Source organism: Saccharothrix sp. BKS2 (assembly GCF_047689505.1).
Classification (GTDB): domain Bacteria; phylum Actinomycetota; class Actinomycetes; order Mycobacteriales; family Pseudonocardiaceae; genus Actinosynnema; species Actinosynnema lopnurensis.
In genome coordinates this window covers 473,336-494,899 of the sequence record NZ_JAUQOL010000003.1, presented here as the reverse complement: position 1 = coordinate 494,899, position 21,564 = coordinate 473,336, and the positions used below count along the sequence as shown (strand labels likewise).

The 21,564-nt window shown below is 72.4% G+C and carries 18 protein-coding genes; 11 read left to right on the top strand and 7 right to left on the bottom strand.

What is annotated here, in order from left to right; translation table 11 throughout:
- Nucleotides 1–19: 19 nt before the first annotated feature.
- The 5 genes from Q5530_RS07735 to Q5530_RS07715 all read right to left on the bottom strand — a co-directional run bounded on the left by Q5530_RS07735 (nt 20) and on the right by Q5530_RS07715 (nt 5,023).
- The gene (locus Q5530_RS07735) at nt 20–1,231 is read right to left on the bottom strand and encodes an MFS transporter (RefSeq protein WP_415361554.1); all 1,212 of its coding nucleotides are present in this window, start codon (nt 1,229–1,231) and stop codon (nt 20–22) included.
- Between the two features lie 202 nt (nt 1,232–1,433).
- Nucleotides 1,434–3,086, bottom strand: coding sequence for a benzoylformate decarboxylase (mdlC, locus tag Q5530_RS07730; protein ID WP_415361553.1), 1,653 nt, complete (start codon nt 3,084–3,086; stop codon nt 1,434–1,436).
- A gap of 195 nt (nt 3,087–3,281) precedes the next feature.
- The gene (locus tag Q5530_RS07725; RefSeq protein ID WP_415361552.1) at nt 3,282–4,199 is read right to left on the bottom strand and encodes an NADP-dependent oxidoreductase; all 918 of its coding nucleotides are present in this window, start codon (nt 4,197–4,199) and stop codon (nt 3,282–3,284) included.
- A gap of 2 nt (nt 4,200–4,201) precedes the next feature.
- On the bottom strand, nt 4,202–4,498 hold the full coding sequence (locus Q5530_RS07720) for a hypothetical protein (protein WP_415361551.1): 297 nt from the start codon (nt 4,496–4,498) through the stop codon (nt 4,202–4,204).
- 36 nt (nt 4,499–4,534) lie between these two features.
- Entirely contained in the window at nt 4,535–5,023 is a 489-nt protein-coding gene (locus tag Q5530_RS07715) for a cupin domain-containing protein (RefSeq protein ID WP_415361550.1), read from the bottom strand.
- Between the two features lie 266 nt (nt 5,024–5,289).
- Here Q5530_RS07715 and treS point away from each other — a divergent pair, with 266 nt between their 5' ends.
- Together treS and Q5530_RS07705 are read left to right on the top strand one after the other, a co-directional pair.
- The gene (gene treS, locus Q5530_RS07710) at nt 5,290–6,993 is read left to right on the top strand and encodes a maltose alpha-D-glucosyltransferase (RefSeq protein ID WP_415361549.1); all 1,704 of its coding nucleotides are present in this window, start codon (nt 5,290–5,292) and stop codon (nt 6,991–6,993) included.
- Nucleotides 6,990–8,228 carry a maltokinase N-terminal cap-like domain-containing protein gene (locus Q5530_RS07705; protein WP_415361548.1) on the top strand — a complete coding sequence of 413 codons (1,239 nt, stop codon included), beginning with the start codon at nt 6,990–6,992 and terminating at the stop codon, nt 8,226–8,228. Before treS ends, Q5530_RS07705 begins: the two co-directional genes overlap by 4 nt.
- Before the next feature lie 14 nt (nt 8,229–8,242).
- Here Q5530_RS07705 and Q5530_RS07700 read toward each other — a convergent pair whose 3' ends face one another.
- A complete protein-coding gene (locus Q5530_RS07700) occupies nt 8,243–9,658 on the bottom strand; it encodes an FAD-dependent monooxygenase (RefSeq protein ID WP_415361547.1) in 1,416 nt (471 codons plus the stop codon).
- A 196-nt stretch (nt 9,659–9,854) separates the two neighbouring features.
- Between Q5530_RS07700 and Q5530_RS07695 the strand changes: the two genes are divergently transcribed.
- The 5 genes from Q5530_RS07695 to Q5530_RS07675 all read left to right on the top strand — a co-directional run bounded on the left by Q5530_RS07695 (nt 9,855) and on the right by Q5530_RS07675 (nt 14,554).
- Nucleotides 9,855–10,751 (top strand): alpha/beta hydrolase, encoded by an 897-nt coding sequence (locus tag Q5530_RS07695; RefSeq protein WP_415361546.1) that lies wholly within the window; start codon nt 9,855–9,857, stop codon nt 10,749–10,751.
- A 127-nt stretch (nt 10,752–10,878) separates the two neighbouring features.
- Nucleotides 10,879–12,333: an ankyrin repeat domain-containing protein gene (locus Q5530_RS07690; protein ID WP_380640886.1), complete on the top strand. Its 1,455-nt coding sequence runs from the start codon at nt 10,879–10,881 to the stop codon at nt 12,331–12,333.
- A 4-nt stretch (nt 12,334–12,337) separates the two neighbouring features.
- A complete protein-coding gene (locus Q5530_RS07685) occupies nt 12,338–12,646 on the top strand; it encodes a muconolactone Delta-isomerase family protein (RefSeq protein WP_380640885.1) in 309 nt (102 codons plus the stop codon).
- Nucleotides 12,647–12,667: 21 nt separating this feature from the next.
- On the top strand, nt 12,668–13,354 hold the full coding sequence (locus Q5530_RS07680; protein ID WP_415361545.1) for an EthD family reductase: 687 nt from the start codon (nt 12,668–12,670) through the stop codon (nt 13,352–13,354).
- A 60-nt stretch (nt 13,355–13,414) separates the two neighbouring features.
- Nucleotides 13,415–14,554 carry an amidohydrolase family protein gene (locus Q5530_RS07675; RefSeq protein ID WP_415361544.1) on the top strand — a complete coding sequence of 380 codons (1,140 nt, stop codon included), beginning with the start codon at nt 13,415–13,417 and terminating at the stop codon, nt 14,552–14,554.
- An 87-nt stretch (nt 14,555–14,641) separates the two neighbouring features.
- Here Q5530_RS07675 and Q5530_RS07670 read toward each other — a convergent pair whose 3' ends face one another.
- Nucleotides 14,642–16,300: an FAD-dependent oxidoreductase gene (locus tag Q5530_RS07670; protein WP_415361543.1), complete on the bottom strand. Its 1,659-nt coding sequence runs from the start codon at nt 16,298–16,300 to the stop codon at nt 14,642–14,644.
- Between the two features lie 308 nt (nt 16,301–16,608).
- On the opposite strand from Q5530_RS07670, the gene Q5530_RS07665 reads away from it, so the two are divergent.
- The 4 genes from Q5530_RS07665 to Q5530_RS07650 are packed head-to-tail and all read left to right on the top strand — an operon-like array spanning nt 16,609 to nt 21,562.
- Nucleotides 16,609–17,433, top strand: coding sequence for a type 1 glutamine amidotransferase domain-containing protein (locus Q5530_RS07665; protein ID WP_380640877.1), 825 nt, complete (start codon nt 16,609–16,611; stop codon nt 17,431–17,433).
- A 31-nt stretch (nt 17,434–17,464) separates the two neighbouring features.
- Nucleotides 17,465–19,072 carry a thiamine pyrophosphate-binding protein gene (locus Q5530_RS07660; protein WP_415361542.1) on the top strand — a complete coding sequence of 536 codons (1,608 nt, stop codon included), beginning with the start codon at nt 17,465–17,467 and terminating at the stop codon, nt 19,070–19,072.
- A 14-nt stretch (nt 19,073–19,086) separates the two neighbouring features.
- Nucleotides 19,087–19,752, top strand: a complete 666-nt coding sequence (locus tag Q5530_RS07655; RefSeq protein WP_380640873.1) for a DJ-1/PfpI family protein — start codon at nt 19,087–19,089, stop codon at nt 19,750–19,752.
- Nucleotides 19,745–21,562, top strand: coding sequence for an AGE family epimerase/isomerase (locus Q5530_RS07650; RefSeq protein WP_415361541.1), 1,818 nt, complete (start codon nt 19,745–19,747; stop codon nt 21,560–21,562). The genes Q5530_RS07655 and Q5530_RS07650 overlap by 8 nt, the downstream gene beginning before the upstream one ends.
- Nucleotides 21,563–21,564 lie beyond the last annotated feature (2 nt).

The following is a 21,564-nucleotide window of genomic DNA, read 5'->3' as shown; positions in this document are numbered from 1 at the left end:
ATCGGTTCGGGGCCCTCGACTAGGCGCGCTCGGCGGGCACGTGCGCCGCCGACCCGGCCAGCGCCACCAGCACCAGCGTGCCGACCGCGACGATGAACGCCGTCGTCGCGCCGCGCGTGCCGATGGCGTCGACGGCCAGTCCGAGGCCGATCGCGGGGAACGCCGTGCCGATGTAGGCGACCACGTTCACGGCGGCCATCAGCTCGCCGCGCCTGCCGGGTGCGGCCAGCTCGCTGAGCAGCCGGAACGCGGCCAGGTAGGTGGCGCCCCAACCGAAGCCCAGCAGGGCGGTCGCGGTGAAGAACAGGGCGGTCGACCCCAGGGACAGGGCGACCAGGACCAGGGCGAGGCCGCCGAGCAGCAGCCAGGAGCCGGCCGCCATGGCGGTGCGGCAGCGGACGCCGCGGCACGAGACCTGCGCCAGCGCCCCGGCCCCGGCCAGCGCGGTGACCACCAGGCCGTCGACCACGCTGCTCCGGCTGCCCAGCAGCTCCGCCGCGAGCAGCGGCCCGAGCCCGAGGTACAGCCCGCCCACCGCCCACACGGCGACCACCGGCAGCGACAGCGCCAGGAACGCCCGGCGCGCCCGCGACGGCACCGAGATCCGGCGCGCCACCCCGATCCCGCGCCCGCGGGCGCCCGGCACGGTCTCCGGCAGGAACAGCACCCCGGCGGCCGCGCCGACGAGCAGCACCAGCAGGACCACGTAGGTCAGCACGGTGGGCGCGGGGCCGTGCTCGACCAGCGCGCCGGCGCCGAGCGCCCCGGCCCCGATGCCGACGATCGGGGTGAGGCTGCCCAGCAGCGCGCCCGCCGGCGCGAGGTCGATCAGCGCCGCCGCCACGGCGCACCCGCCGATCCCGCCGCCGAACCCCTGGAGGGCCCGCGCGGCGAGCAGCCAGCCGACCCCGTCCGCGAACGCGAACAGCAGGGTGGACCCGGCCACGAGCCCCAGCGCCAGCAGGAGCACCGGTCGGCGGCCCGCCGTGTCGGACAGCGAACCGAACAGCACCATGCCGGTCAGGGCGCACAGGCAGTAGACGGCGAACACGACCGTGGTCGTCGCCGTCGAGAAGTGCCAGCGCTCCTGGTACAGGACGTACATCGGGGAGGGGGCGGTGGAGGCCGCCGACAGCAGCACGGCCACCGCGCACACCAGGGAACACGCCCACCGGGATCTATCCGAATCGGAACCGCCCGCCACCTGGGGGCGGGCGTCCACGAACTCCATGACTTCTCCTCGGGGATTCTCCGAGATCCGACGGAAATGGTCGGGAAATTACATTCGCCGACCATGGTGGCGGAATTTTCGGAGCCCTCACAAGAAGATCGCACCCCGGCGGGCGCAGTACGTGATGTCGAAAAAAGTAAAAACCGCGTTCCCGCCCGCTGGGGCAGACGGGAACGCGGCGCCTCGGGGGTCTTTCCGGGGATCAGAGGCGGAACAGGCCCGGGTCCTGCACCACGACGTCGAGCAGCACCGGGCCGTCGGCGTTCAGCGCGGCCTTGAGCGACGCGCGCAGCGATTCCGGCGATTCGATGCGCTCGGCCGGGCAGCCGAAGCCGCGGGCCAGCTCGGCCATGTTCACGCCGCTCAGGTCCCAGCCGGAGTGCCACGCCTTCTGGCTGTTCTCGTCCAGGTAGTACTTGAGCGACAGGTAGCCGGAGTTGTTCGGGATGATGAAGGTGACCGGCAGGTTGTGCTGCGCCGCGGTCCACAGCGCGTGCAGCGTGTACTGCGCCGACCCCTCGCCCATCACCACGACGGCCCGGCGGTCCGGCCGCGCCACGGCGTACCCGACCGCGCCCGCGAACGGGAAGCCCAGCGCGCCGCTGGCGGTGGCGAAGTAGCCGTTGTCCGGGCCGAGCGGGATCTGCTCGTGGAAGTCCGCGCGGGCGATCGGCAGCTCCTCGAACAGCTGGGCGTCGGCCGGCAGCTCCTGCGCGAGCAGGTGGAACAGGTACGCCTGGGTCAGCGGCGTGGTCGCCTCCGGCACCGGGATCTCCTCCCGGAACGACGGGAGCGCCACCTTCTCGTGCTCGCGGACCAGCGGCAGCAGGTCGCGCACGGCCTGCGCGGGCGGGCAGACGTACGCCGCGTCGGCCATCGACCACGCCGCGGCCTCGGGGCTGTCGGTGACGTGCAGGACCCGCGTGCCCTCGGGCAGCGCCGGCTGGTCGCTCTCGTCGAGCGCGGCCGGGTTGGTGGAGAACAGGTCCACCGTGGTGAACAGGGTGAACGTCGGGCTGCCCAGCACCACCACCACGTCGTGCTCGGCGAGCTTCATGTTGATCAGCTCGGGCATCGGCGCCAGGACGCCGCCGAACAGCGGGTGCGTCTCGGGGAAGCTGCCGCGCGGCCACACCGGGCTGCCGTAGACCCTGGCGTTGAGCCGCTCGGCCAGCCGCACCAGGTCGAGCCGGGCGCCGCCGATCTCCACACCCGGACCCGCGACCAGGGCCGGGCGCTCGGCGCCGTCGAGCGCCGCGGCGATCGTGGCCAGCACCTCGGGGTCGGGCACGACCGCGCTGCGCACCTCGCGCACCTTGATCGGGCCGGGCGCGGCGGGGCGGATCCAGTCGTCCTCGGGCACCGCGACGAACACGGGACCGGCGGGCGCCTGCTTGGCGATGTGGTACGCCTTCTCGATCAGCGCGGGCACGTCCTGCGGGCGCGCCGGCTCACCGGCCCACTTGATGTAGGGCTTGGGCAGCTGCGTCGCGTCGCTCGCCTTGAGGAAGGGCTCGCCGAGCAGCAGCTTGCGGGCCTGCTGGCCGCCCAGGATCACCATCGGCGTGTGCGCGCTGGCCGCCGTGTAGATCGAGCCCATCGCGTTGCCGACGCCCGGCCCGCCGTTGATGATCACCAGCGACGGCTCGCCGGTCGCCTGGGCGTGGCCGTCGGCCATGCCGACGATGCTGGCCTCCTGGAGGCCCATCACGAACTTGAAGTCGTCCGGCCACTGCTCGAACAACTTCATCTCGGTGTGGCTCGGATTGCTGAAGACCGTGGTCATCCCCAGTGCCCGGAACAATTCCAAGGTCGCCTCGCGGACGGTTCTGGAATTGGCTTGTTCCGCTGTCATAATCCACGCTCCTGGCTTGTTTGCGATTGACGTGGCCGACGATGATCGCGGGTGTCGAAGAAGTGTCGCGCGTCGTCGCGGCGTTAACGTTCCACCCGTTGCACGGAATACTGTCCCAGCGTCGGGGCGGTCTCAAGCCTCCCCGATCCCGGGGCGGCCACTTCGTTAGCTGGCCACCCCGGCGCGGATTCTCGGTCAGCTCACGTCGAGCACGAGCCGGCCGCGCACGTGGCCGCGCTCACCGGTCCGGTGCGCGTCCGCCACCCGTTCCAGCGGCAGCACGTCCTCGATCGCGATCCGCAGCCCACCGCGGGCCAGCAGGTCCGCCACGGCGGCCAGCGCCTCGGGGTCGGGGCTCACGTAGGTGTAAGCCGTGCGCAGGCCCCGTGCGGCGGCGGCCCGGTCCAGCGCGTCGTCCTGGCCCTTGAGCGTGACCAGCACCCCGCCGGGCCGCAGCACGTCGAGCAACCGCAGGGCGTCCGGGCCACCCCTCGTGTCCACCACCAGGTCGATGTCGCGGACCACGTCCTCGACCCGCTCGGCGGTGTAGTCCACGACCCGGCCCGCGCCCAGGCCCGCCACGAAGTCGTGGTTGTGCGCGGACGCCGTCCCGACGACGTCGGCGCCCGCGTCCGCGGCGAGCTGCACGGCGACGTGGCCGACGCCGCCCGCGGCGCCGTGCACGAGCACCCGCTGCCCCTCGACCAGCCCGCCGTGGCGGAACAGCGTCTGCCACGCGGTGGTGCCGACCATCGGCGCGGCCGCCGCGGCGCGGTGGTCGACGCCGGCGGGCTTGGCCGCCAGCTCCGCGGCCGGCGCGACCACGTACTCGGCGTAGGCGCCCGCCAGGTTCGGGAAGCGCGGCATCCCGAACACCTCCGCCCCGGTGTCGACCGCGGTGCCGGAGACGTCCCAGCCCAGCACGGCGGGGAAGGACCGCACCCCGACGCCCTGGCCGGCCCGGGAGAACCAGTCGATCGCGTTGACGCCGGCCGCGTGCACCCGGACGAGGACCTCGCCCTCGCCCGGGGTGGGGACGGGGACCTCCGCGATCCGCAGCGCCTCCGCGGGTCCGAAGGCGTCGATGACCGCGGCGCGCATGGTGTCCGCCATCGTCAGCGGCCCACCCGCTGGTACCGGCCGGAGGACACCGTGGGCAGGTCGATGGCGGCGAGGAAGTCCTGCGTCTCCGAGGCGCCGAAGAACGCGGCGATGGTCGCCTCGGCGTCCTCGACGGTGGCCCAGTGGACGGACACCATCCACTCGCCGTCCTCGCTCACCGCGGTCTCGCGGGACTGGAAGCCCGGCCGGCGCTCCATGTACTCGGTCTCCACGTACCGGTTGCGCCGGATGAAGTCCTCGGTCTCGACGTCGTCCCGCAACCGGAACCTGATCGTCTCGATGGTGCTCATGCGTCTACCTCCCGTTCGTTCCTGCGGTCGTGGTGGTCACAGCGCCAGGCGGAGGTCGTGCTCCGGGGCCAGCTCCACGATCTGCCGCTGCTGCTCGGGCGTCAGCGGCACGGGCGCGATGCCCGGCCGCGCGGGCGTGCCGATGGCGCTGAAGAAGTTCTCCATGCCGGTGCTCGGCGTGAAGAGGAAGAGCAGCCGCGACACGTGCAGGCCGACGTTGCGGAAGCGGTGCCTCGTGCCGCGCGGGATGTACACGAAGTCGCCCTCGCCCGCCAGGAAGGTCTCCTGGCCGTTGAGGAACTCCAGCTCGCCCGAGAGGATGAAGAACGCCTCGTCGGCGTGCGGGTGGACGTGCGGGGGCGGACCGCCGCCGGGCGGCACGGACGCCTCCGCGAACGTGAGGGCGCCGTTCGTGGTCGCCTTGGTGGCCTTGAAGCTGTAGATGGCGTCGCCGAACCACACCGCCGGGCCCTGACCGGCCTTCGCGTGGATGACGGGGAGCAGGTCGTTCTCCGTCGTGGTCATCGCTGCCTCCGTGGGGTGGGGACGTCGGCGACCGGAAGAGCGTCGACGACGTCCCCACCGTGGCCCACCCGCGCCGTTCTAGGGAGCGTGAGCTTGTGGTGGTACCGCGAGTGCCAGTCAGGGACTGCGTCGAGTCCGAGCAGTCAGCCCGGCCTCCTCGTCAAACACCGGCGGCGTGTTCAGGGTGAGGGGGAGAGGTCGTCGAGGGGCGAGGAGGCGATCAGGGTGAGGCGACGAGACCTGGGCGGGGTTGCGGAGGTCGTTCCGTGACCGGCATCGCACACGATCCCGACTGGTTCAAGAAGGTCGTGTTCTACGAGGTGCTGGTCCGCGCGTTCAGCGATTCCGACGGCGACGGCACCGGCGACCTGCGCGGCCTGGCGTCCAAGTTGGACTACCTCCGGTGGCTGGGCGTCGGGTGCGTCTGGTTGCCGCCGTTCTTCGCCTCGCCGCTGCGCGACGGCGGCTACGACATCTCGGACTTCCGCACGGTGCTGCCGGAGTTCGGCACGGTCGAGGACTTCGTGCACCTGCTGGACGAGGCGCACCGGCGGGGCATCCGGGTGATCATCGACCTGGTGCTCAACCACACCAGCGACGCGCACCCGTGGTTCGAGCAGTCGCGCACCGACCCGGACGGCCCCTACGGCGACTTCTACGTCTGGCACGACGACGACCGGAAGTACGCCGACGCGCGCATCATCTTCGTCGACACGGAGACCTCGAACTGGACCTACGACCCGGTGCGCGGCCAGTTCTACTGGCACCGGTTCTTCTCCCACCAGCCGGACCTGAACTACGAGAACCCGGCCGTGCAGGAGGCGATGCTCGACGTCCTGCGGTTCTGGCTGGACCTGGGCATCGACGGGTTCCGGCTGGACGCGGTGCCGTACCTGTTCGAGCAGGAGGGCTCCAACTGCGAGAACCTGCCGCGCACGCACGACTTCCTCAAGCGCTGCCGCAAGGTGATGGACGACGAGTACCCGGGCCGGGTGATGCTCGCCGAGGCCAACATGTGGCCCGACGACGTCATCGACTACTTCGGCGATCCGACCGTGGGCGGGGACGAGTGCCACATGGCGTTCCACTTCCCGCTGATGCCGCGCATCTTCATGGCCGTGCGGCGCGAGTCGCGGTTCCCGATCTCGGAGATCCTGGCGCGGACGCCGCAGATCCCCGACCGCTGCCAGTGGGGCATCTTCCTGCGCAACCACGACGAGCTCACCCTCGAGATGGTCACGAACGAAGAGCGCGACTACATGTACGCCGAATATGCGAAAGACCCTCGCATGAAGGCGAACATCGGCATCCGGCGCCGGCTCGCGCCGCTGCTGGAGAACGACCGCGACCAGCAGGAGCTGTTCACCGCGCTGCTGCTGTCGCTGCCCGGCTCGCCGGTGCTGTACTACGGCGACGAGATCGGCATGGGCGACAACATCTGGCTGGGCGACCGCGACGCGGTGCGCACGCCGATGCAGTGGACGCCGGACCGCAACGCCGGCTTCTCCCACGCCGACCCGGGCCGGCTGTACCTGCCGACCATCGCCGACGCGGTCTACGGCTACCAGGGCGTGAACGTCGAGGCGCAGGTCGACAACCAGTCCTCGCTGCTCAACTGGACCCGGCGGATGCTCCGGGTGCGCGCGCTGAACCCGGTGTTCGCCCTGGGGACGTTCCGGGAGCTGGGCGCCTCCAACCCGAGCGTGCTGACCTACGTGCGCGGGCTGACCGGGGAGGACGGCCGCGAGACCACCGTCGTGCTGTGCGTGAACAACCTCTCGCGCTTCGCGCAGCCGGTGGAGCTGGACCTGTGCGCCTACCGCGGCCGGACACCGGTGGAGATGACCGGCGGCGCCCGGTTCCCGCGCATCGGGGACCAGCCGTACTCGCTCACCCTGGCCGGCTACGGCTTCTACTGGCTGGAGCTGGAACCGCAGTTCGAGCCCGGGTCGGAGGAAGAGGGACGATGACGACGATGAACCCCGCCGCGTTCGCCGAGGCGCTGGGTACCGCGCTGGTCGACTGGCTGCCGGACCGCCGCTGGTTCGCCGGTGGCGGCCGGACCGCCCGGGACGTCGAGGTGGTGTCGCTGGCCCAGGTCGAGGGGAACGGCGTGCTCGCCGTCGTCGCGGTGCGGTTCGCCGACGGCGTCGAGCACTACCACCTGCCGCTGGCCCTGCGCCGGGACGCGCCGGACGTCGAGGTGATCGCCCGGGTGGGCGAGGTCGGGATCACCGACGGGGCCGGCGACCCCGACCTCCCGTGCGCATTGTTCGACGCGATGGCGCGCAACCTCCGGGTGAGCGGGGCGTCGTTCCGGTCCGAGCCGCGCAGCGGCCTGGTGGCCGGGCGGGTGCGCTCCAGCCGGGCGCTCGGGGTGGAGCAGTCCAACACCTCCGTGGTGCTGGGGGAGCGGTACGTCCTCAAGCTGTTCCGCCGCCTGGCCCCGGGCCTCAACCCGGACCTGGAGGTGCACCGCGCCCTGGGCCTGCTGGGCAGCGAGCACGTCGTGCCGGTGCTCGGCGCGATCGAGGGCGAACTCGACGGCACCCGCACGACGCTCGGCGTGCTCCACCCGTTCCTCGCCCACGCCGAGGAGGGGTGGGACCTGGCCACCAGGTCCGCGGCGCCGTTCGCGGCCCGCGAGCTGGGGGAGGCGGTCGCCGCGGTGCACCGCCAGCTCGTGGTCGCCTTCGGCGCCGCCACCCTGGACGCGGGAGAGCTGAGCCGGGAGCTGCTGACCCGCCTGGACGCCGCCGCGCCCCTGCTGCACGGCCGGGGCGCGTGGGCGCGCGAGGTGTTCACCGCGGTCGCCGGGCTGCCACCGGTGCCGGCGCAGCGGGTGCACGGCGACCTGCACCTGGGCCAGGTGCTGCGCGCCGACGGCCGGTGGCTGCTCATCGACTTCGAGGGCGAGCCGTCCGCGCCGGTCGCGCGGCGCCGCGCCGTGCACTCGCCGCTGCGCGACGTGGCCGGGGTCCTGCGCTCCTTCGACTACACCGGCTCGCCGCTCGCCCCCGCGTGGGCGGCGGAGTTCCTGCGCGGGTACGCCGACGAGTCCGGGATCGACCTCGACCGGCACCGGGCCCTGCTCACGGCCTACGAGCTGGACAAGGCGGTGTACGAGGTGGTCTACGAGACCCGCAACCGGCCGGACCGGGTGCACGTCCCGCTGCGGGCGCTGCGCCGCCCCGACGCCGCGTGACCGGGCGGTCCGGCTCAGCCGGGGCCGTGCAGCCAGGCGGTCAGCTCGTCGGGCAGCCGGTGGACCTCCGCGGTGGGCGCGGTGGCCGCCGCGTAGCCGTCCGGCCGGACCAGCACCGCGTCCGACCGGTCCTCGGCCGGCTCGACGGTGATCGGCCTGCCCACCACCGCGGACCGGGCCGCCGCCACCCCGGCCGCGGTCGGGACCAGCAGCGACCAGCCCAGGCGCGGGGTCGTCGCGGGACCCGGCGCGACGCGGTGGCCCACCGCGCCGTAGCGGACGTCGAGCTGCGCCAACCTCGTCGCCAGCCACCGGGTCAGGCGGGGCGTCGACCCGAACGAGCGCACCAGGTCGTCACGCAGCTCGTGCATCCCCGTGGTGACCGCGCGGGTCAGCTGCTCGCTGAACGCCGCCGCCGCCTCGGCGACCGGGCGGCGCTCCGCGTCGTAGGTCCGCAGCAGCCCGGACCCGGCCGTGCCGTCCAGCACGGCGGCCAGCTTCCAGGCCAGGTTCACCGCGTCCTGGATGCCCGAGTTCATGCCCTGCCCGCCCGCCGGGCTGTGCACGTGCGCGGCGTCGCCGGCCAGGAACACCGGGCCGCGGCCGAAGGTCTCCGCCACCCGGTACCGCACCCGCCAGGTGCTGCTGACGTCGAGCGACCGCACCCGCGCGCCACCCGGGCCCCGGTCGTCGAGCAGCCGCCGCACGGCGGCCAGGTCCGGCGCGGGCGCGTCCGGCGGCACGGGCGCGGCCACGCGGAACCGCCCGTCCGGCAGCGGCGACACGAGCAGGGTGCCGCCGGGGGACAGGTAGTAGGTGAAGGCGTCCACCGGCCCGGACCAGTCCATCGCCACCTCGGCGAGCGCGAACACGTGCGGGTCGGTGCGCCCGGTGAACGCGATGCCGGACCGCTCGCGCACCGCGCTGCGCAGGCCGTCGCAGCCGACCAGGTAGCGCGCCCGCACCACCCGCGCCGTGCCGCCGGGATCGGCCACCACCGCGGTGACGCCCTCCTGCCCCTCGTGCACGTCGATCAGCGCGTGGCCCCGGCGCACCGAGCCGCCGAGCTGCCGCAGCCGCGCTCCGAGCACCTGCTCGGTGGTCTCCTGCGGCACGCACAGCGCGAACGGGTAGGGGGTGCCGAGCTCGTGGAACGCGGCGGACAGCAGGACGCCGTCGCGGTTGCGCACGGTGGCGGCCGGGGCGGGCAGGCCGCGGGCGACCAGCTCGTCGGCCGCGCCGACCAGCGCCAGGGTCTCCAGCGTCCGGGCGTGCACGACGGCCGCCCGGGAGTGCCTGGCCGGTTCGTCGGCCTGGTCGAGGACGAGGTGGTCGACCCCCAGTGAGCGGAGCGCGCAGCCGAGCGTGAGACCGGTGGGGCCGGCGCCCACGACGAGCACGTCGACCTGGTGGGGAAGCGGTTCGGGCATGGGTTCCTCGCAGGGGAAGGAGTGGGGAGTTCAGACCATGATGTGATCATCTCGAATTGGCAATGCGCATCACACGAAGTAATTCAACCCGCCACGCGCCTTCGTGGTACTGCCGCTACCACCACCAATTCACGCTGGACCGTTTCCGTTGACCGGGACGAACCTGATCCCAGTCAACCAAGAGAAGGTGACGGCCATGCGCTACTCCACTCAGGTCGAGCGGGTCGTTTTTCGCAGCGGCGGTGATCTCCTGGTCGGGGACCTGCACCGGCCCGTCGGCGCGGACCCCGGCGCGGCGGTGGTGGTGGCCGGGTCCTGGACGACGGTGAAGGAGCAGATGGCGGGCGGGTACGCCCGGGGGCTCGCCGCGCGCGGCCTCGCGGCGCTGGCCTTCGACTTCCGCGGCTTCGGCGAGTCCGGCGGCGAGCCCCGGGACCTCGAATCGCCCGAGCGCAAGGTCGAGGACCTGCGCGAGGCGGTCGGCGCGCTGGTCGCGAGCACCGGGAGCGACGCGGTCGGCCTGCTCGGCGTGTGCGCGGGCGCCGGGTACACCGCGGTCGCCGCGGCCGAGGACGAGCGGGTCCGGTCGCTGGCGCTGGTCGCGCCGTGGCTGCACGACGAGGGGCTGGTCGAGGCGGTGTACGGCGCGGACGGCGTGCGCGCCAGGATCCGCGCGGGCGAGGAGGCGGCCCGCGAGCACGGGCGCACCGGCCGGACCGCCTACGTGCCGGTGGTGAGCGAGACCGGCGAGGCCGCCGCCATGCACGGCCGGTGCGACTACTACGTCGACGCCGACCGCGGCGCGGTCCCGGAGTGGCCCAACCGGTTCGCCGTCATGGCGTGGCCGGGCTGGCTGCGGTTCGACCCCATCTCGTGGGCGAGCCGGATTCCCGTGCCCGTGCTGGTGGTGCACAGCGACGACGCGGCCATCCCGGAGGGGGTCCGGAAATTCCGCGCGGGCCTGTCCGGGCCGTCGGAGGTGCGGTGGCTGTCGGGCACCCAATACGACTTCTACGACCGCGAGCCCGTGTTCACCGAGGCGTTGAACGCGGTGGCCGACCACTTCCGCGACGTGCCCTCGCGCATTCTGTGAGGTCCGCGCCCCGACTCAACGGAGTCCCCGGGGCGTTGCCGTCCACACCTGCCGTGAACCGCGCCCGTCGGCAACAGTTCCGACGAGGAAACCGGTTGTTCGGCGAGCATCGGGACAGGAGCCTGTGATGACCACCCAGCAAACACGCCAAGTGGTGGAGAAGTACTTCACCGACCTGGAGAACGGGGACCTCGCCTCGGCGCTGTCCGCGTTGGCGGAGGACGTCGAGTTCGAACTCCCCCGCGACCAGTGGAACGAGGTCATCCCGTACCTCGGGGTGCACCGGGGCGTCGCCGAGGTCACCCGCGCCTTCCAGGTCCGCGGCGAGACCACGGAGGTGCTCGACTACGGGATGCGGGACCTGCGCGTGGAGGGCGACACCGCCTTCGCCGTCATCTACACCAAGGGCGCGCACACGCGGACCCGCCAGGAGTTCGAGATCGAGGACTCCCACCGGCTCGTCGTCGCCGACGGCAAGATCGTGGCCTGGAAGGTCTACTTCGACCCCAACGGCGAGGTCGCCGCCTTCAACGCCGACCGCGAGGACCGCCTCGTCGCCGCGGTGTGGGCCTCCGACCACGCGCTGGTGACCGAGTTGCTCGGCACCGGGGCGCGGGTGGACCACCGCGACCGGTCCAGCGGCCTCACGCCGCTGATGATCGCGGCCGGCCAGGCGGACGCGCCGATGGTGGCGCTGCTGCTGGAGGCGGGCGCCGACGTGTTCACCGCGGACAGCGGCGCGGGCGCCACCGCGCTGCACAAGGCGTGCCAGGGCGGCAGCCTCGACGTGGTGCGCGCGCTGGTCGACGCGGGCGCGTTCATCGACGCCGTCGCGCCGACCACCGGCCACACGCCGCTGATGGACGCCCTGTGGTTCAAGTACCCGGACATCGCCAAGCACCTGCTCGACGCCGGCGCCGGCCTGAACCTGTCGACGCACTACGGGTTCACGCTCAAGGAGCACTTCGAGTACGAGCTCAACGTCAACACGCGCGGCAAGGACCGCCTGCTGCTGGCCGAGCAGTACCTCAAGGCCCGCGTGGCGGGCGACGACGCGCGGATCGAGGGCCACCGCCTGATGGCCGCCGTCAACGCCGGCGACGTCGAGGGCGTGCGCGCGCTGCTGGCCGGGGGCGTCGACGTGGACGAGCTGTACCCGATCGTCAACGGCTTCAACGACGGCCACACCGCGCTGCTGGTCGCCTCCCGCGACGGGCACACCGAGATCGCGCGGCTGCTGCTGGACGCGGGCGCGGACGTCAACGCCACCGAGCCGACCTTCGGCGCCGTGCCGCTGCACAAGGCCGTCTACAACGGCCACGTCGCGCTGACCGCGCTGATCGCCGCGCGACCGGGCGTGGACCTGGACTTCCAGGGCGCCACCAACGGCTACACGCCGCTGCACGACGCGCTGTGGCACGGGTACGACGAGTGCGCCGCGATCCTGCTGGACCAGGGCGCCCGCCTGGACCTGCGCGGCCACGACGGCAAGACCCCGTTGGACCTGGCGACCGAGGTCTTCGGCGCCGAGCACGACCTGACCCGCCGGATCGCAGCCGCTGCCCAGCAGGACGAGAGGTGATGACGTGCTGTTCTACGTCCAGATGAAGTGGAAGCACGAGGGCCGGATCTCCCTGGACGAACTGTGGGAGATCGAGGCCGAGGAGGCCGAGCACGCGAAGGAGACCGTGGACTCCGGTTTCTGCGTGGGGATCTGGAAGGTGGCCGCGCAGAAGCGGGTCATCGCGATCATCGACTCGCCGGACGCGGAGGAGCTCGACCGCACGGCGCTGGGCCGGTTGCCCATGCGCGAGTACCTGGAGTTCGAGGAGGTCTGGCCGCTCCGGGACTACCTGGGGTTCGCCGACGACGTCCTCAAGAAGTACAAGGTCTGACGCCCTCGCGAGGAGAATGCCATGATCCACCAACTGATCTTCGCCTACCCCAAGCCGGGCATGACCGAGCAGGAGTTCCAGCGCTACTGGCTGGACGTGCACGCGGTGCAGTACGCGAGCAAGATCCCGCAGATCAGGAAGTACATGATCGACACCAGGGTCTCCCTCGGCCCCGACGAGGAAGAGCCGAAGTGGAGCGGCGTCGCGGAGATCTGGCTGGAGAACGAGCAGGAGCAGCTCGCGTCGCTCCAGACCGAGGAGTTCCTCCAGGGCGCGCGGCTGGACGAGCCCAAGTGGGCCGCGTTCTGGCGGACGCTGGTGCTCGACACCGACGCGCACGTGCTGCGCGAGGGCAGTGAGGACGCGGGCGGCGTCAAGCTCATCGTCCTGGTCAAGCGCAAGGAGGGCCTGCCCCTCCACGAGTTCCGCGAGCACAGCCTCGGCAAGTACGCGGACCTGGTGCTCGACGTCCCGGGCGTGCGACGCTACCTCCAGGGCCACACCAGGGACGGCGCCTACGGCATCGGCGAGGCCGTGCTCGACGCCGCCCACCAGCTGTGGTTCGACGACCTGGACGCGATGAACGCGGCCCTGGCGTCGCCGGAGTTCCAGCGGGCGCAGGAGGACCTGGAGTCCTTCGTGGAGACCCGCTACGTCCACCGCATGGTGGTCGAGGAGCACTGGGTGATCGGTCCGCGCCCCCGCTAGAGCGCCACGGGAGCCCGCACGCCGAGTGGCGTGCGGGCGCCCGCGCGTCAGGAGGAAGCCGTGCTGTTCCAGGACTTCCGGCTGTTCACCGGGGAGCGGGTGCTCCACCGGGCGGACGTGCTGGTGTCGTCCGGGCGCGTGGTCGCGGTCGGCGCCGGGCTGCGGGGCGGACCCGTCGTCCGCGGCGCCGGCCGCACCCTGCTGCCCGGACTGGTCGACGCCCACGTGCACGTCGTGCCCGGCGCGTCCCGCCAGGCGGTCCGCTTCGGGGTGACCACGCAGCTCGACATGTTCGCCGAGCCCCGCGTGCTGCGGGTCGAGCGCGCGGCCGGCCCGGACGCGGCGGACCTCCGGTCGGCCGGGATCGGCGCCACCGCGCCCGGCGGGCACCCCGGCCAGTACCCGCGGTTCTCGGCCTTCCCCACGGTGTCGGGCGCGGGCTCGGCCGACGCGTTCGTGGCCGCGCGGGTCGCCGAGGGGTCGGACTACCTGAAGGTGTTCGCCTCGTCCGCGCCGGGGGAGCCCGACCTGCCGACCGTGTCGCCGGAGGTGGTGGCCGCCCTGGTGTCCGCCGCCCACGACCGGGGCCTGCGGGTGGTCGTGCACGCCACCGACCAGGAGGCCGCGCTGATGGCCGTGCGGACGGGCGCGGACGGCCTGGCGCACCTGCCCTTCGACCGCCCGCCGTGCCCGGCGTTCGTCGCCGCGCTGGCCCCGGTGTTCGTCGTGCCGACGCTGACCGCGGTGGAGTCGTTCTGCCAGGTGCGCCACGAGGTCGACCCGCGCGTGGCCGCCCGGCTGGACGCGGACGCCCTGGCGAACCTGGAGGACTGCATGGAGCCGCCGCCGGCCCCGTGCTACCGGCCCGAGCACGCCTCCGGGGCGGTGCGGCCGCTGCGCGACGCGGGGGTCGCGGTCCTGGCGGGGACCGACGCCGGCGTCCCGGGCACCGCGTACGGGGCCAGCCTGCACCGGGAGCTGGAGCTGCTGGTGTCGGCGGGGTTGACGCCCGTCGAAGCCCTGGCGGCCGCGACGTCGGTCCCGGCGCGGTGCTTCGGCCTGGTCGACCGGGGTCGGGTCGCGCCGGGGCTGCGGGCGGACCTGGTCGTCGTGGACGGCGACCCGACCCGGCGGATCACGGACTCCGCGGCGGTGGCGGCGGTGTACCGCGGCGGCCGGCTGGTCAGCGGTCGGGCGTGACCGGCCGGCAAAGTGCGACAGCCGGCGGGGCGTGACCTGCCGGCGGCGACGGCCTGCCGGGTGTGACCGACAGGCGGGGCGGTCCGCTCAGCACACCGCCCGGTAGTGGTGGATCAGCGCCACGGCCATGGCGCCCTCGCCCACGCCGGCGGCGATGCGCTTGACCGAGTGCGACCGCACGTCTCCCGCCGCGAACACGCCCGGCATGCTGGTCTCCAGCAGCAGCGGCTCGCGCGGCTGTTCCCAGCGCACCGCCGCGCCCTGGTCCCGGCACAGGTCCGGACCGGTGAGCACGAAGCCCTTGTCGTCGCGCAGCACGGACTGGGCCAGCCAGTCGGTGCGCGGGCGGGCCCCGATGTAGGTGAACACGTACTCGGCGGGCTCGGTGGTGCGCCGACCGGTGCGCAGGTCCTCCAGCGTGATCTGCTCCAGCCGGTCCGCCCCGTCTGCCGCGACGAGCCGGGTGCCGGTGTGCACGTGGATGTTCGGCGCCTGCTCGATCTCCCGCACCAGGTAGTGGGACATGCCCGCGCTCAGGTCCTCGGCCCGCACGACCATCCGCACCGACGCCGCGTGCTGGGCGAAGTGCAGCGCCGCCTGCCCGGCCGAGTTCGCCCCGCCGACGATCCACACGTGCTGGTCGGCGCACGAGGTGGTCTCCGAGGACGTCGCCCCGTAGTAGATGCCGGCGCCCTCGAAGCGCTCCGCGCCCGTCGCGTCCAGGCGGTGGTAGGCCAGGCCGGTGGCCAGCAGCACGGTGCCGCCGCTGATCTCGCTGCCGTCGGACAGGGTGATCACGCGACCGCGCCCCGCGGCCCGCAGGGACACCGCGCTGACCGGCGACATGACCTCGGCGCCGAACCGCCGCGCCTGCGCCACCGCGCGCCGGGTCAGCTCGGACCCGGTCACCCCCGAGGGAAAACCCAGGTAGTTCTCGATCCGGCTGGACGTGCCCGCCTGGCCGCCGGGCACGTACGCCTCCAGCAGGAGCGTCGACAGGCCCTCCGAGGCGCTGTAGACGGCGGCGGCCAGCCCCGCCGGCCCGCCGCCGACGATGACCACGTCGTAGTGCGGGCGCCGGGACTCCACGCCCAGGCCGAGCAGCTCCACCAGGTCGGCGTGCGAGGGCCGGTCCAGCCGGGTGCCGTCCGGCAGCACCACGGCGGGCAGCCTGCCCAGGTCCAGGCCGTCGAGCTCCGGGCCCGCGTCGCGCTCCACGTCGAGGAAGCGGAACGGCTGGTGCAGCCGGGTGAGGAAGTCGCGGACCTGGTGCGTGGCCGGCGCGAAGCGGTGCCCGATGACCCTGATGCCCCCGTAGGGCGGCTCGTAGGACCGCTGCCACCCGTCGAGCAGGTCGTCCAGCACCGGGTAGAGGCGCTCCTCCGGCGGTTCCCACGGCTTGACCAGGTAGTGGTCGAGGCGCACGCGGTTGATCGCGTCGATCGCCACGCCGGTGTCGGCGTAGGCGGTGAGCAGCACGCGCCGCGCCGACGGGAACCGCGACAGCGACCGGTCGAGGAACTCGATGCCCGACATCTCCGGCATCCGCTGGTCGACCAGCAGCAGCGCGGGCTCCTCGCGGCGCTCGCGCAGGACGTCCAGCACGCGCAGGCCCTCGACGGGGGACTGGGAGGCCAGCACGCGGTACCGGTCCTGGTAGGCCCGGGTGAGGTCGCGGCGGACGGCCCGCAGCACGTGCGGGTCGTCGTCCACGGCGAGCAGTGTCGGACGAGGTTGTTCAGGCATTGCTTCTCCGAACTGTCGACGCGTGCGGTCCCCCGCGACGGACGAGGTCAAGTTCCGAGTGTGCCCCCCGCGCCGCGTTCCCCGTTACGCCGAGCTAACGGAGTGCCCGAGGTTTCCCCCGGTCCGCCGCTTTTTCCGCGCCGACCACTTGACGAAGTGAACGGTCGGACCCGTCGACTTCCTCAAGTCAATGCCCGGGGGGCCCGTTGCCTTGTTCGGTCCAGCCCGCGTTGCTTGACTCGGTCCGGCAACGCGGAAATGTGGCCACCTGCTATTTCTCCGTTCAGGTCACCGGCGCAGGAGAAACCATGTCCAAGAATATCCTGATCATTCTCTCGGAACACGGGTACTGGGGCGAGGAACTGCTCGGGCCCGTCGTGGCGTGCGACGAGCGGGGCTACCGGACCGTGTTCGCGACCCCCACGGGCAAGCGGCCGCAGGCCCTGCCGCCGAGCCTCGACCCCGGCTACATCGACCCGCCGCTGGGCCGGTCGGTCACCACGCCGGAGGTCGCGGTCGCGGCGACCGAGCTGGACCGGTCCTCCCGGCTGGACAACCCGCTGTCCCTGGCCGAGTGGATCCCGGACCGGCCCTACTTCAGCGAGCCGGACCACCTCCGCAAGATCGAGGCGTACTACCGGGAGCTGGGCACCCTCGACAAGGACGTCGAGCAGTACGACGCGCTCGTCATCGTCGGCGGCAGCGGGCCCATCGTCGACCTGGCCAACAACGGGCGGCTGCACGAGCTGATCCTCGCGTTCGTCCGGGCGGACAAGCCGATCGTGGCCGAGTGCTACGGCGTGGCCTGCCTCGCGTTCGCCCGCGACTGGGAGGACCGCGAGAGCATCATCCTCGGCAAGCACGTCACCGGGCACTGCAAGGAGTACGACTACAAGGACGGCACCGGGTTCGTCACCACCGACTTCAACATGGGCCCGCCGCCGTACCCGCTGGAGTACATCCTCCAGGACGCCACCGGCCCGGAGGGCCGCTACCACGGCAACGTGGGGCGCGAGACGTCCGTGCTGGTCGACTACCCCTTCATCACCGCGCGGTCCACGCCCGACTCGTTCCTGGCCGGCCAGAAAATGGTCGAGGTCCTCGAAAGCGGTCTGCGCAAGTACGGCTGGTGACAATTCCGGACAGGACGTGAGGGGAATTCCGATGACCGCGAGGCCGGGAAAGGTCGCGATCTTCGAACAGTTCGCGGCCGATGGGATCACCAAGATGTTCGGCAATCCGGGCACGGTGGAGCAGGGTTTTCTCGACGTGGTGGACCGGTTGCCCGGCTTCGAGTACGTGCTCGCGCTCCAGGAGACGGTCGCCATCGCCATGGCGGACGGCTACGCGCGGGCCACCGCCGGGCCGGCGCTGGTCCAGCTGCACACCGGCGTCGGCCTCGGCAACGGCATCGGGATGCTGTACCAGGCCAAGCGCGGCCACTCCCCGCTCGTGGTCATCGCGGGCGAGGCGGGCGTCCGGTACGACGCGATGGACTCGCAGATGGCGTCCGACCTGGTCGCCATGGCGCGCCCGGTCACCAAGCACGCGACCAGGGTCACCCACCCCGGCTCGCTGCTGCGGGTGCTGCGGCGGGCGGTGAAGATCGCCATGACCGAGCCGCGCGGCCCGGTGTTCGTCGCGCTGCCCATGGACGTGCTGGACGCCGACACCACCGAGCCGGCCGTGCCCAGCACGATCCCGAGCCGGGCGGTCGTGCCGGTGCCCGCGGAGCTGGACCGCGCGGTCGAGGCGCTGCTCGGCGCCGAGCGCCCCGTCGTGCTGATGGGCGACGGGGTCTCGGTGTCGGGCGCGCAGGCCGAGCTGACCGCGGTGGCCGAGCAGCTCGACGCCCCGGTGTGGGGCGTGGACAACTCCGAGCTGAACATGGACGCCGCGCACCCGCTCTACCGGGGGCAGATCGGCCACATGTTCGGCGCGAACAGCGCCCGCGCGGTGGCCGACGCCGACGCGGTGCTGATCGTCGGCACCTACGTGTTCCCCGAGGTGTTCCCGCTGCTGGACAGCCCCTTCCGGGCGGACGCGCGCATCGTCCACGTCGACCTGGACGACTACGAGATCGCGAAGAACTTCCCGGTCGACGTGGCCCTGGTGGCCGACCCGAAGCCCACCCTCGCGGCGCTGTCCGAGCGGCTGACCGCCGCCGGCCGGACGCCGGGACGGACCGAGGTCCGCTGGGAGCCGACCGAGCCCCAGCGCGACGCGCCGCTCATGGAGCTGTTCGCGGCGGAGCTGGCCCGGCAGGCGCCGGCGGACCTGGTCGTGTTCGACGAGGCGCTGACCGCGTCCCCGTCGTTGCTCAAGCACCTGCCACCGCGGGTGCCCGGGAACTACTTCCTCACCCGGGGCGGTTCGCTCGGCATCGGCATCCCCGGCGCGATCGGCGCCAAGATGGCCCGCCCCGAGGCCGAGGTGGTCGGGTTCACCGGCGACGGCGGCAGCATGTACACGATCCAGGCGCTGTGGACGGCGGCCCGCCACGACCTGGCGGCCAGGTTCGTCATCTGCAACAACCACCGCTACGGCCTGCTGGACCTGAACATCGAGCAGTACTGGGGCGAGCGGGGCATCGAGCACCACGACTTCCCGAGCTCGTTCGACCTCTCCCGGCCGGAGATCGGCTTCGTCGAGCTGGCCAAGAGCCTCGGCGTGGACGCCGTCCGGGTGGAGAAGGCGTCGCAGGTGGAGGACGCCGTGCGCCGAATGCTCAACCACAACGGTCCCTTCCTGGTCGACCTGCTCACCGGGTGAGTCGAGGAGAACCCATGACCGACATCGTCATCCGGGACGGCGGACGGCTCGCCGGCCGGACCATCGCGATCCTGATGGAGAGCGACTACGTCGAGCCCGAGCTGCACTACTACGAGCGCAGGTTCGCCGAAGAGGGCGCCACCACCGTGTTCCTCACCCGGCTGTGGGGGCAGTCCTCCATCACCTTCACCGGCCACGAGTTCGGGCTCCCGTTCACCGTGGACGGGGACCTGGAGGCGGTGGACGACGACCGGCTGCGCTCCTTCGACGCGCTGATCGTGCCCTCCGGCATGGTGTCCGACCGCTTGCGCTACAGCGAGGACGTCACCGAGGTGCCCCCGGCGGTGGACCTGCTCCGCCGGGCGTTCGACGAGCCCTCCGTGCTCAAGGGGATCATCTGCCACGGCATGTGGCTGGTGTCCCCGATCCCCGAGGTGGTCCGCGGCCGCCGGGTGACCTGCCACAACAACCTGGTCGGCGACATCCGCAACATGGGTGCCCGCTACACCGACCAGCACGTGGTGGTCGACGGCGACCTGATCACCGGTCGCAGCGCGAGCCACTGCCACCTGTTCGCCCGCACCATCATCGACATGGTCGCCGCGCGCCACGCGCGCGGCGGCCCGCGCCGGTGGTGGGCCGCCGAGCAATTCGCACCCGTAGGAGCGCGGTATGCGTGACAGCCAGTTCACCTTCTCCGACCTGGTCGCCGGCTACGTGACGGCGCACGACCGGGAGCGGTCGCTGATCGACCTGCGCACCAGCGACGGGCGCGAGCTGCGGGTGACGTTGACCGAGACGACCTCCGCCGAGTTCCTGCGCAACCTGGGCGACCCGTACCTGGACGCGTCCGCGCACGTCAACGACCTGGTGGAGCCGGGGCGCTACCTGTACGCCTACGGCATCTCCTACCCCGGGGGCGACCGGGTGTTCGTGGCCAAGCGGCTGCTGTTCCTGGGCCGCGGGGTGGGCGACTACCACTTCGAGCAGCCCGGCTGGTGGTCCCAGCAGCTGCGCGAGCTGGCCCGGTTCTACCGCCGCGCCCAGTTCGGCAGCAAGACGCCGGTTGACTACGCGGACTACCGCACGGTGCTGCGCCTGGGCGGCGACAAGGCCGACCACCACGTGCAGGAGACCGACACGATCTCCCGCCTGGTCTACGGCATGGCGTCGGCGTACATGCTCACCGGCGACGAGGACTTCCTCGGCGTCGCCGAGCGCGGCACCGAGTACCTGCGCGACCACGTGCGGTTCGTCGACCGGGACGAGGACGTCGTCTACTGGTACCACGGCATCGACATCCGCGGCGGCTCCGAGTCGAAGCTGTTCACCTCGGAGTTCGGCGACGACTACGACGCCATCCCGATGTACGAGCAGATCTACGCGCTCGTCGGCCCGACGCAGACCTACCGCGTCACCGGCGACCCGCGGATCTCCGACGACATCGAGGGCACGCTGCGGCTGTTCCGGAAGTTCTTCCACGACCCCGAGCGGGGCGGCTACTTCTCCCACATCGACCCGATCCTGCTCAACCCGGACCACGAGTCGCTGGGCGTGAACAGGTCGCGGAAGAACTGGAACTCGGTCGGCGACCACGCGCCCGCGTACCTGTTCAACCTGTTCCTCGCCACCGGCGACAAGCGGCACGCCGACATGCTGGAGGAGACGTTCGACCTGATCGTCGAGCACTTCCCGGAGGAGGGCAGCCCGTTCGTGCAGGAGCGGTTCCACGCCGACTGGTCACCGGACCGGACGTGGCGCTGGCAGCAGGACGCGGCGGTCGTCGGGCACAACCTGAAGATCGCCTGGAACCTGATGCGGATGAACGCGATCCGCCCCAAGGCGTCCTACGTGGAGCTGGCCGAGAAGCTGGGCCGGACCATGCCGGACGTGGGCAGCGACCAGTGGCGCGGCGGCTGGTACGACGTGGTCGAGCGCACCCTGCGCGAGGGCTCGGACTCGCACCGGTTCGTGTGGCACGACCGCAAGGCGTGGTGGCAGCAGGAGCAGGCGATCCTGGCCTACCTCGTCCTGGCCGGCAACACCGGCGACGCCGACTTCACCCGGCACGCCCGGGAGGCGGCCTCGTTCTACAACGCCTTCTTCCTCGACCACGACGAGGGCGGCGTGTACTTCAACGTGCTCGCGGACGGCACCCCCTACCTGCTCGGCAACGAGCGGCTCAAGGGCAGCCACTCGATGAGCATGTACCACGCCTCCGAGCTGTGCTTCCTGGCCACGGTCTACGGCCGCCTGCTGCTGCACTCCGAGCCGCTCACCCTGTGGTTCCGCCCGCGGCCCGACGGGTTCTCCGACCGGGTGCTGCGGGTGGCGCCGGACGCCCTGCCCCCCGGCCGGGTGCGGCTCGACTGGGTCGAGGTGGACGACCGGCCCTACGAGGACTTCGACCCGGTCGCGATGACCGTGAACCTGCCTGACGCAACCGGCGACGTGGTGGTGCGCGCCCACCTGTCGCCCGTGGAGGACTGACC

Excerpts from the sequence above, each read along its gene's own strand:
- Q5530_RS07735 (WP_415361554.1), bottom strand. The coding sequence starts at position 1,231 with ATGGAGTTCGTGGACGCCCGCCCCCAGGTGGCGGGCGGTTCCGATTCG.
- mdlC (WP_415361553.1), bottom strand. The coding sequence starts at position 3,086 with ATGACAGCGGAACAAGCCAATTCCAGAACCGTCCGCGAGGCGACCTTG.
- Q5530_RS07725 (WP_415361552.1), bottom strand. The coding sequence starts at position 4,199 with ATGGCGGACACCATGCGCGCCGCGGTCATCGACGCCTTCGGACCCGCG.
- Q5530_RS07720 (WP_415361551.1), bottom strand. The coding sequence starts at position 4,498 with ATGAGCACCATCGAGACGATCAGGTTCCGGTTGCGGGACGACGTCGAG.
- Q5530_RS07715 (WP_415361550.1), bottom strand. The coding sequence starts at position 5,023 with ATGACCACGACGGAGAACGACCTGCTCCCCGTCATCCACGCGAAGGCC.
- Q5530_RS07705 (WP_415361548.1), top strand. The coding sequence starts at position 6,990 with ATGACGACGATGAACCCCGCCGCGTTCGCCGAGGCGCTGGGTACCGCG.
- Q5530_RS07700 (WP_415361547.1), bottom strand. The coding sequence starts at position 9,658 with ATGCCCGAACCGCTTCCCCACCAGGTCGACGTGCTCGTCGTGGGCGCC.
- Q5530_RS07695 (WP_415361546.1), top strand. The coding sequence starts at position 9,855 with ATGCGCTACTCCACTCAGGTCGAGCGGGTCGTTTTTCGCAGCGGCGGT.
- Q5530_RS07690 (WP_380640886.1), top strand. The coding sequence starts at position 10,879 with ATGACCACCCAGCAAACACGCCAAGTGGTGGAGAAGTACTTCACCGAC.
- Q5530_RS07680 (WP_415361545.1), top strand. The coding sequence starts at position 12,668 with ATGATCCACCAACTGATCTTCGCCTACCCCAAGCCGGGCATGACCGAG.
- Q5530_RS07670 (WP_415361543.1), bottom strand. The coding sequence starts at position 16,300 with ATGCCTGAACAACCTCGTCCGACACTGCTCGCCGTGGACGACGACCCG.
- Q5530_RS07665 (WP_380640877.1), top strand. The coding sequence starts at position 16,609 with ATGTCCAAGAATATCCTGATCATTCTCTCGGAACACGGGTACTGGGGC.
- Q5530_RS07660 (WP_415361542.1), top strand. The coding sequence starts at position 17,465 with ATGACCGCGAGGCCGGGAAAGGTCGCGATCTTCGAACAGTTCGCGGCC.
- Q5530_RS07655 (WP_380640873.1), top strand. The coding sequence starts at position 19,087 with ATGACCGACATCGTCATCCGGGACGGCGGACGGCTCGCCGGCCGGACC.
- Q5530_RS07650 (WP_415361541.1), top strand. The coding sequence starts at position 19,745 with ATGCGTGACAGCCAGTTCACCTTCTCCGACCTGGTCGCCGGCTACGTG.